13 protein-coding genes are annotated in these 8,855 nt (G+C 55.6%); 4 read left to right on the top strand and 9 right to left on the bottom strand.

All coding sequences use genetic code 11. The annotated features are described in order from the left end of the window. Nucleotides 1-141 precede the first annotated feature (141 nt). Together CDA63_RS19360 and CDA63_RS19355 are read right to left on the bottom strand one after the other, a co-directional pair. Nucleotides 142-474: a type II toxin-antitoxin system PemK/MazF family toxin gene (locus CDA63_RS19360; protein WP_088466105.1), complete on the bottom strand. Its 333-nt coding sequence runs from the start codon at nucleotides 472-474 to the stop codon at nucleotides 142-144. Further along, complete coding sequence (locus tag CDA63_RS19355; protein ID WP_088466104.1) at nucleotides 462-722, bottom strand: AbrB/MazE/SpoVT family DNA-binding domain-containing protein; 261 nt, start codon at nucleotides 720-722, stop codon at nucleotides 462-464. Before CDA63_RS19355 ends, CDA63_RS19360 begins: the two co-directional genes overlap by 13 nt. 177 nt (nucleotides 723-899) lie before the next feature. Here CDA63_RS19355 and CDA63_RS19350 point away from each other — a divergent pair, with 177 nt between their 5' ends. Beyond that, nucleotides 900-1,766 carry a hypothetical protein gene (locus tag CDA63_RS19350; RefSeq protein WP_126546975.1) on the top strand — a complete coding sequence of 289 codons (867 nt, stop codon included), beginning with the start codon at nucleotides 900-902 and terminating at the stop codon, nucleotides 1,764-1,766. Between the two features lie 339 nt (nucleotides 1,767-2,105). Here CDA63_RS19350 and CDA63_RS19345 read toward each other — a convergent pair whose 3' ends face one another. The 6 genes from CDA63_RS19345 to CDA63_RS19320 form a co-directional block, all read right to left on the bottom strand. Beyond that, the gene (locus CDA63_RS19345; RefSeq protein ID WP_165768409.1) at nucleotides 2,106-2,495 is read right to left on the bottom strand and encodes a hypothetical protein; all 390 of its coding nucleotides are present in this window, start codon (nucleotides 2,493-2,495) and stop codon (nucleotides 2,106-2,108) included. 292 nt (nucleotides 2,496-2,787) lie between these two features. Further along, nucleotides 2,788-3,204 carry a hypothetical protein gene (locus CDA63_RS19340; RefSeq protein ID WP_126546974.1) on the bottom strand — a complete coding sequence of 139 codons (417 nt, stop codon included), beginning with the start codon at nucleotides 3,202-3,204 and terminating at the stop codon, nucleotides 2,788-2,790. 116 nt (nucleotides 3,205-3,320) lie between these two features. Next, nucleotides 3,321-3,656 carry a hypothetical protein gene (locus CDA63_RS19335; RefSeq protein ID WP_088466100.1) on the bottom strand — a complete coding sequence of 112 codons (336 nt, stop codon included), beginning with the start codon at nucleotides 3,654-3,656 and terminating at the stop codon, nucleotides 3,321-3,323. Then, nucleotides 3,653-4,279 (bottom strand): relaxase/mobilization nuclease domain-containing protein, encoded by a 627-nt coding sequence (locus tag CDA63_RS19330; protein WP_088466099.1) that lies wholly within the window; start codon nucleotides 4,277-4,279, stop codon nucleotides 3,653-3,655. Before CDA63_RS19330 ends, CDA63_RS19335 begins: the two co-directional genes overlap by 4 nt. After that, the gene (locus tag CDA63_RS19325) at nucleotides 4,276-4,668 is read right to left on the bottom strand and encodes a plasmid mobilization protein (RefSeq protein WP_088466098.1); all 393 of its coding nucleotides are present in this window, start codon (nucleotides 4,666-4,668) and stop codon (nucleotides 4,276-4,278) included. The genes CDA63_RS19330 and CDA63_RS19325 overlap by 4 nt, the downstream gene beginning before the upstream one ends. Before the next feature lie 574 nt (nucleotides 4,669-5,242). Further along, on the bottom strand, nucleotides 5,243-5,509 hold the full coding sequence (locus CDA63_RS19320) for a hypothetical protein (RefSeq protein ID WP_126546973.1): 267 nt from the start codon (nucleotides 5,507-5,509) through the stop codon (nucleotides 5,243-5,245). A 521-nt stretch (nucleotides 5,510-6,030) separates the two neighbouring features. Here CDA63_RS19320 and CDA63_RS19315 point away from each other — a divergent pair. The 3 genes from CDA63_RS19315 to CDA63_RS19305 are packed head-to-tail and all read left to right on the top strand — an operon-like array spanning nucleotide 6,031 to nucleotide 7,623. Then, complete coding sequence (locus CDA63_RS19315) at nucleotides 6,031-6,987, top strand: replication initiation protein (protein WP_088466096.1); 957 nt, start codon at nucleotides 6,031-6,033, stop codon at nucleotides 6,985-6,987. Between the two features lie 14 nt (nucleotides 6,988-7,001). Beyond that, complete coding sequence (locus CDA63_RS19310; protein WP_242434753.1) at nucleotides 7,002-7,229, top strand: hypothetical protein; 228 nt, start codon at nucleotides 7,002-7,004, stop codon at nucleotides 7,227-7,229. Further along, nucleotides 7,219-7,623: a PIN domain-containing protein gene (locus tag CDA63_RS19305; protein ID WP_165768408.1), complete on the top strand. Its 405-nt coding sequence runs from the start codon at nucleotides 7,219-7,221 to the stop codon at nucleotides 7,621-7,623. Before CDA63_RS19310 ends, CDA63_RS19305 begins: the two co-directional genes overlap by 11 nt. A 290-nt stretch (nucleotides 7,624-7,913) precedes the next feature. Here CDA63_RS19305 and CDA63_RS19295 read toward each other — a convergent pair whose 3' ends face one another. After that, the gene (locus CDA63_RS19295) at nucleotides 7,914-8,414 is read right to left on the bottom strand and encodes a DNA-binding protein (RefSeq protein WP_199797567.1); all 501 of its coding nucleotides are present in this window, start codon (nucleotides 8,412-8,414) and stop codon (nucleotides 7,914-7,916) included. Nucleotides 8,415-8,855: the final 441 nt, after the last annotated feature.

Below are 8,855 nucleotides of genomic sequence, written 5' to 3'. Positions count from 1 at the left end.
GTGCTGCACCTGGTCATGCGTGGTGGCGATGAAGGGCAGCTCACCCTATTCTATCACCCTCGTCATGGCGCGCGCTATGACTGGGCGTAAACACAACCGGCCCGCTGTAAGCAGCGGGCGGTTGTGTTTACGAAGGGGAAGTCAATACTGAAACATCTCCTGTAGCCGCTCACATACGGCTTGTGCCGTGCTTTTGGACAGCATACCCAGCCGACGGACCAGGCGGGTTTTGTCCACCGACCGGATATGATCAAGCGCTACCTGTCCCTCTTTGCTCTGAAAGGTGCAATCCACCCGGGAAGGGTAGTCGCGCCGGGTGCTGGTCAGGGCCGCAATGGTGACCGTGCGCAGGTAGCGGTTCATCTCGTCGGGGGAGAGCACCACGCAGGGGCGGGTTTTATTAATTTCGCTGCCCTGGGTCGGGTCGAGGTTGACGAGCCACACCTCGAAGCGCTGCACGGCTACCACTGCCATTCGGTTTCTTCAAACGCTTCATCCGAGAATCCCTCCAGCAGCTCCCCCTCCGGGGCCTGGCCCTGGGCAATAGCCTGTTGAAAGCGCTCGTCCCAGCCTTGGCGACGGGGCTTGCTGACAGGCGTGATAAGCAAGCCTTCGGGCGTAGGCTGCAGGTCAACCTCGCCGGAAAGCTGATATTGCTGCAGTAACTTCTTGGGCAACACAATCCCCTGGGAATTGCCGACCCGAATTAGGCGCGTGTTCATAGAAGCAAATGTACGTACAATGTAATTACATTTGCTTAACGCCTCTGGTTTCATTTGCTGGAAAGCAGCCCTTTTAGGTACGATAATGGGCCCTTATCGTACCTAATCCAAAGATGGTATCTTGCCTGATGAGAGCGGTATTGCGCTAAGCCTAGCAACCGATTATCTTTCAACTCTATGAAGCTTTCCGCTATTGCTTTGCTTTTGACTGCCTGCCTAAGCGGACATTGGGCGCATGCCCAAGTAGGCAAAGAGTCGCTTCTGCAGTTGGGCGGGGCACCGGCGGCAGCTGACTCGGCTCGGCGGCCAGCGGCGGCCAGCGGCCAGGCCAATTCGGGTGTGCCGGCACTATCAGGCCCGACAAGCCACGCGCGGGTGGGGCTGAGAAGTGGACCAGTGCTGAACGCTACCCATGTCGCAGCGCACCACCCCTTGCTGGGCCGCTCGTATCTGCTAGTGGACGGACAAAGCCGTTTGGCCCTGACGGAAGTGAGTTTCTACGAAAATGAAACTGGCTATTATCGCCGCGCCCGACCGCGGGGCAACCTGCGCGAGGTAACCCTGCGCCAAGTGCTACCAGGCCGGCTGAGTGTATACGAACCCCGAACCTCGCTTTACCGGCGGCTGGCCATGGGCTCAGCGCTGCTGGCGATGGGCAGTCCGTGGGCAGCCGCCACATCGGCGGCTCTACCGCCACGGGGTCCGGTTTACTTTGCTAAAGACGACGGCCCGGTGTTCGCCCTCACGCATGGCAACCTGAGCCGGGCCATCCACGACAGTCCCGGCGCCCTAACCATGGAAGCCCGCGCCCGCCGCTATGAAGTAGCTAATACCGCCAGCTCTGTGCTAGGCATGGGCTTGCTGGTGGGCGGGTTGGTACGGACTATTGGGCACCTCGGTGGAGCCAACCTAAACGGCGACCTCACGCTGGGCATGATGGGAGCTAGCGTGCCCCTGTTGCTGGTGCCACTGATATTGAAAAACAAGCCTGCCAAGCACCGGCGGCAGGCCATCGAGTTGTACAACTACGCGCAGCGGCAGTAGGTAAGCTGGCTCATGCGCGCAGCCATCGGCGATACCCGGAAGCAAACAGGATTTTAGGGGCAGTGGGGAAGTACAATTACTCTCCTGCTTTTCTGGGTTCTGTCCCTTAACATAAGATTAGTTCTCAGACCAACCTCGGAATCGTGATGGGTTTCTACCTCCTGCTGGAATGCGGCCGAAGTGGTACTTTGCCGGGAGACTAGATGCCGGTTTGGGCGTTTGCAAAGCTCATCTCTTCGCACTATTTCGGCAACGTTGAATCATAGACGGGTTTTGTAAACTCGCCTGGCCTGGCAGCAGCCCACGAGCACTTGACGCCAGACAGTTGCTGGGTTGCTTTTATTGATTTTGGCTTTGATATGCCTCTGCAGAGGGGTTCAAGCTCGTGTAAATAATGTTTATCTGACTTCTATCGCCCCAATCTAACAAACCTTGGATACCCGCTTCGCTTTCGCATATCACGCAACTTGCCGCGACTACAAAGAAGCGCCTACCCTCGGTTAAAAGCAGATAAGAGCGGTAGTTAGGAAGCCTCCCATTCTCCTCCCTCTTATTTGCACGGACAAGTAGCCGTTCTTCTTCTTGAGCGTTGGGGGCGTCTATTATCAGCCCATTGAACATATCCGGAATCTCCAAGTAATCCACGCCTGAGAAGATAATATCGACGGTCGTAAAATCAGAGCGATGCCTGAGCAGCAATGTGCTATGACTCACGATATATTCCCACATTCTGAAACGCTGCGTGGATGAAAAGGCCTCCATAATGCTTACTAGCTGTTTACTATTACCGTGATTTAGACAAGGTATGGCCTTTGTGCTGCTGCCCGGCTTGGTGGATACGCTGCTGGTCCACCTGGCGCTGCGCCTCCTGCTCCAGCGGCGGGCTGAACTTCTTTACCAGCCCATAGAATGACTTCACTAACTAATGCTGTGGTTTGCTCCCCTTGCCCCAGCCTGCAGTCCAAGCTAGCTCTTATAACACTTTACAAACGGTCGTTTACAGTATGTAAAATGCTGGCTGTTACTGCGGAAAATACTTCTTAGCGACTTTCGGATTATCCTGCTTGAGGTCCACGTAGCCGTCGTTCAACCACTTCATCGTCGCCTGCTTTTGGGCCAGCTGCTGCTGAAGTTGCTCCGTTTTTTCCTCCGCTGCCCCCATTTGCTTCCATGAGTAGCCACTCCACGCAAAGAAGCCCAGCAGCATAAAAGATACCACCATGAACGCCGATAGGCTGGTAAAGCCCCATACCTTATCCGCTAAGGGCACACTGCGCGGAATCTGCGCAATCACCGCTTGCAGCTGCGCTGTGCCCGTGGTGAGCGTCGTTTCGAGCTTGGCCGGCGTGGCTAAGTGGGGCTGTATTGCCTCGGCTATCCCTTTGTAGTCGATGGTAAACCTGGTTTCCGCCTTCACCCTGGCCAGCACTTCGTCCAATTCGGCCCGGCTTACCGGCTTGCCTTGCTCGCGGCTGCGCTTATCCAGTGCCTCAATGCCCCGCCGTAGCGCATTTATATCTTCAAGTAGCTCCTGCATCGTTCGTTTTTGAAAGATTAACCCCCCATTTCTAGCCCCCCGGACTGCTGCTTGCCTAGCTTTCGGCTCGGCTGCTGCACCTGCTGCTGCTTGGCTTGGCTGTACTCGGCCGCCAACTTAGCCAGCGCGTAGTCCTGGCCTGCCTGCTGCCACCCCTGGGCCTGCTCCTGGGCCGGGCCTAGCGCCCGAACCTTCGCAAAGCTCGTTTCCAGATTGCCCGCGCTGTATTCGCGCCCTACCTGGCTCCCCTTTACCCGGTGCCCATCCTGGGCGAACACCACCCCGGCCGGGCTCCCGTCCTTGCGCCGCGTCAGCTCCAGCTCGATACCTCGGGGCCTGAGCGCCGCGCTCAACTCATCAAAGCTGCGAGCCTGGCGGCCGTGTAGCTCAGGGCGCGGCCAATCTCCTGCCGGGCGCGGCTCCACTCGGCCGACTGCTGGGCCTGCGGGCTCACCGCCCGCTGCTGCTTGGGGGTCGGCCCGATTTCGCGGGCCTGCTTACGGCCTACCTGGTCGGCCACTATCAGCCCGTAGTCCTGCTCGATGCCCTTGCACACGTCCACGCTGCGCGAGCCGATAAACTGGTCGCTCACCGTCTGCCCGTCCAAATCCACCCGGTTTACCACTAGGTGCATATGCGGGTGCTTCTTATCCTGGTGCCGCACCACGGCCCACTGCGTGTTCTCCGGGTCGATTTTCAGCCCTTTTAGGTAGTCCTGGGCAATGCGCCCCATCACCTCGTTGGTCAGCTTCTCCTTTTCCTCGGCCGGAAACGCCAGCGCGACGTGCAGCACGGCCTTCCCTAGCCCCGGACGCATCGCCCGCACCGTGTCAAAGTCGGCCGCCATATGCGCGGCGCTATCCGTGCGTACCCCGTACGCGGCCAATACCTCGGCCTGCTTGTCGGGCGTTTTCTCCTGGAGCACGTAGCGGCACATCGCCCCGAACGACTGGTTCACCTTCACCTTGCCAATCATGGTGCCTCCCGGTTTAGTCGCTTCAACAAGTCGTGCAGCTGCCCGAGTACGGTGGTCGCCCCGATGTGCTGCTCCTGCTTTAAGTGCGCCAGCTTGGTTAGCTGATTCAGGTTCGCCGCCATACCCGTCAGCTGCACCAGCTGCCGGGCCTGCTCCGGGGTCGGCGGGGCCTGGAGCTTGGCGGCCGTATCCTGTTTGAGCCACACCGACCGCAACACTTCCCCCTGGCTGAGCTGGTAGCGTTCGGCCTCCTGGGTGAGCCGTTCGCGCTCCGCATCCGTCAGCCGGACGCTTACCACATGGCGCTGTTTCGCCGCTACCGGGCCGGGCTTACGGCCTCCTTTGCGGGGGCGGTGGGGAGTAGAATCTAGGGGCTCGGAAGCATCCATAAGCACGGCGACGAAAAGAACAAAAGGGAAAAAAGGCTAGCAAGATGAGGGAGCCCAACGGGCGACCGGAGTTTAGGGAATTGTGCGAAGCGCGATTCCCTAAACACATCTTGCGAACACTACAGAACAGGCTATAGAGGGGCTACTAAGGTAATACATCGGGGACACTTAGGCAAGCTGGGTGAGTAGATCGCTAGGTACTACCTTTGGCCCACTTGCACGGTTGTCACCCCGCCAACGCATCGTCTGAAAAGACGAAGCCCCGGCTGCTGTAACAACCGGGGCTTCAGGAAGTGGGTGGATTTAGCACCCTTACTCCCGAACGAAGATGGGTAAACGTGCAAAGGTGAAACCCGCTAGCCAGGCTAGTTGGTTTCGCATCCCCCTGGAACTGCTCAAGGCAGCTGTAGGGGGAGCAGTCCGAGCAGTGATTAGTCACTGGCTCGGGCATCCGTAGGATAACGGCGATCTGGGTCTCGGCCCGGGTCGCCGTTTGTACGTGAACGGATCTTTTCCGGACGACGCAAATATAGCCCCTTTACGACACGCCCAACACTCGATCCTAGTCTGCCTATCAGGAAGCCTGTTCGATGCGCACAGCGGTACACGCAGGGCAACGGGTGTGCAGCTGGGCAACAGCTTCGGTCAGGACGTGATTGGTGCTGATAGGACCCTGGTAGAGGGCCATGCCCCACGAGTTGCCGGAACCTGGGGTAGCGTGCCAGAAATCAAGGGCCTTCGCTCTAGTAAACGCCTCGTCGGTGTAGGGGATAATCTGGTAAAACTTCACGAGCACCGTTCCGATGGGCGTATCCTTCAACCTGAAAACATGGTCTGCCATGGTGCAAAATACGTCAGGAAAGGCCATAAATGGGGCAAAAGCACAAAGCGAGACCTGAACGCTGTCCTGGATTCCTAAGCTGTGGTGGAAAGAGTACACTAGAGCATATATTAGCAATTAAGTGTCTGAATATCAGTTATATGCTATTTGTTGAATACTCGCGAGGCTCTGATACATAGGGCTTTGGTGCCTTTGTTTGGTCTGTGCCGCTGTTCAGTTGAACATCCCTTGAAAGCCTTTTTTTCTCGCGCGAAACAACAATTGGTGTATTTGTATCTATTTGTCTATTTGAGGGCTTTGTAACCTTTTGACTTTAAACTACTTATCTCGATTGAAAACGGGTTTTCATGTTTATCAAACGGGTTTTCATGTTTATCAAACGGGTTTTCATGTTTATCAAACGGGTTTTCATGTGTTTGAAAACGGGTTTTCATGTTTATCAAACGGGTATTAAAAGGGGGATTTGTTTTTAAACCCCGTTTTATTCGTATAATCGCACTCATAATCAATGAATAAGCACCATGAATAAGGAGTTAGAAATCCGGCAACACAATGCACTGACGAATGCTCGATACGAGTATACTGGACTGCAGCTTGATTTATTCTTTTTCTTGGTTTCAAAGCTGCGCAAGGACCAGAAATCTTATACTTATGAGCTAAATATTAAGGAGTTATCGGCATTGACTGGCAGAAAATACGATTTGGCTTATCTGCGGAAAGCTACTGAGGATATGGGCTCTCGAATGTTTGAAATAGAAACTCCGGAGCGTCATGTACAACTCTGGATGTTCCGTAGTGTGGAGTATCTCAAAGGATTAGGCATTATAGAAGTCTCTCTTTCCGATAAGATTATCCCTTATCTATTTCAGCTTCAAAGCAATTTCACTAGCTATGGCTTAGCATCGGCATTACGCCTTACCAGCAAATATGCCAAGCGGATTTATCCAATTTGCAGCCAGTGGAAAGACATGGGCGAAACCAAAAAGCATGATATTCAGGATTTTAAAAAAATGCTTGGGCTCCTTGACGATAAGGGCCTTGATAAGATGCCTAGAACTAGTGATTTCAGGAAGAGCGTACTGGATATAGCCGTTAAACAAATCAATGAGCACACTGAATTGCACATTAGCTATGAGTTGGAAAAGCGCGGTAAAACATTCAAAAACATTACGTTCAAGGTCAAAACCCAAGCCTTAGCCGAAACTATTCCCTTCGACTTGGTGGCCACCAACGAACCCCTGCCTGGCGTGCAGCAAAGCCACTACGATAACGCCGTCCGTGTCCTCGACGAGCTGCGCATCACCGACACCAAGCACCGGCAAGCTATCCTGAGCAACGCCGCCCACGTTTCGGAAGTCAACCGCTACAACCACGACCTGAAAACGGGTAAGGTCAAAGCCGCCCGCAATCCCGGGGGCCTGCTGCTCGTGCGCCTGGGCCTGGTCGCCGCCAAAGTTCCCAAACCCACCCCTGCCTAATCCCTCCTCTACGCATGGCCACTTCCCTCACTTCCCCGGATGCTATCCCCGCCTTGCGCTGGGGACAGCTCACCTACTACTCGCCGGCCGACATCAAGCGCTGGGGCGTGCAACGCTTCCTCGACGCCGTAGCCCCAGCTGCTCCCTTGCCTATCCCCGACCTGGGCTTCACGGCGGAGGAAAATGAGCGCATGGACGAGCTGTTGCAGCAAGAACGCCAAGACGCTGCCCGTGGTCTTTGATACCAATATCGTCATCGCCCACCTGCGCCGCCAACAGCAACTCCCGCTGCGGGCCGTGCTGCCCTTCGCCGTGGTCGGGGAGTTGGAAGCTTTCGCTCTCAAAGCCGATTGGGGCTATCAGAAGGTCGCCTTCCTGCGGCAGCTGCTGGAGCGCTACCCCCTGGTCGGCTTCGTGCCCGAGCTGGCTAGCCTATACGCCCGCCTCGATGCCTACAGTCAGGGCCGCTTACGGGGCCAGCCACTGCCCTCGGGCCTCTCCGCCCGCAACATGGGCAAGAACGACCTCTGGATTGCCGCTACGGCCCTCTATTTGGATTTACCGCTGCACACCACCGATAATGACTTTGACCACCTGCCGCCCCTGGGCCTGGTCTTGGTTAAAGAAGCTACGTAGCCCCTATGAGAATCACGCTGGAAGTACCCGAGCACCGGGCAGCCTTCATGCTGGAGTTACTGCGCAGCTTACCCTTCGTCAAGCTCCGGGGCCAGGCGGCAAAGGCCGACGCACGGGACGAAACCGCACACCTGCTCTCCTCCCCTGCTAATGCCGCCCGTCTGCGGGCCGCACTCGAACGTGACCGGCTGGGTCAACACGAAACCCACTCATTATCAAAGTGATTACCCTTCTGACTAGTCATTTGATTAATCATCTGACTAGTCAGAACTTACAAGAGTCGCTTGCCCTCACGAGCCAAACAGCCGCTGCCATAATCCCTTTTTTGGGGGCGTCGGTGCGGGGGGCAATTGCAATACTTCGGGGGGTTCGGGCAGGCGCTTTTGCAATTCGCCAAGCTGTTCGTTTTGGCTAAGTAGCAGTTCCTCAATACGTCCGATGCGCTGACTATTCACTTGACTAGTCAGCGCATTCAGCACGTCGTTTTGCTCCAGCAGGCGGTGTTGCAATTGCTGAATCGTCTGATCACGCTCGGCCAATTGCTGTTGTAGGTTTTCTATGGTGGGCCCTGATTCTGGCTCAATGATGATTGGTAACTGCTCGGCAGGGGTAGGGTATTGCTGCGCCAGAAATGTCTGACTAATCAGATACGTGTTGCCTTTGGGGGCCTGCTCAAGCTGGATATGACTAGTCTTAGCGTATTGCTTGACTAGTCGCCGGATAGTCTGCTCCGACTTGTTAACCTGCTGAGCTGCTTGCTTTATAGTCAGAAATGTAGAAGCACTTTCCATGGGGCGCGTGACTAGTCAGAGCCGGCAATATACCACCCTCTAGTGCTACTCATCTGCTGCTTGACTAGTCATATCTTAATTAATGACTAGTCAAGCAATTACTCTCTGACTAGTCATTAATTCAAGACGTCTTTTCTCTTTTTCACTCATGAAGCGTTTTCATTCGACCTCACACGAGCGGTAGGTACTCACCTAACCGCTCTTATGAAACAAGCCAAGAAGTATTGGGCCTGGACCGCGCACCAACGCGGTCACTGTTACCGGCGAAACGTTCGGATGCCATCGCCACCACCGGAATTTCGGCGTCATCACTGGCACCAGCACCGCGCGCGTACTAGGCAGGTGCTGCACCTGGTCATGCGTGGTGGCGATGAAGGGCAGCTCACCCTATTCTATCACCCTCGTCATGGCGCGCGCTATGACTGGGCGTAAACACAACCG

Origin of the sequence: Hymenobacter amundsenii (assembly GCF_002204745.1) — a bacterium.
Classification (GTDB): Bacteria; Bacteroidota; Bacteroidia; order Cytophagales; family Hymenobacteraceae; genus Hymenobacter; species Hymenobacter amundsenii.
This window is presented reverse-complemented; position numbering and strand designations above follow the sequence as displayed.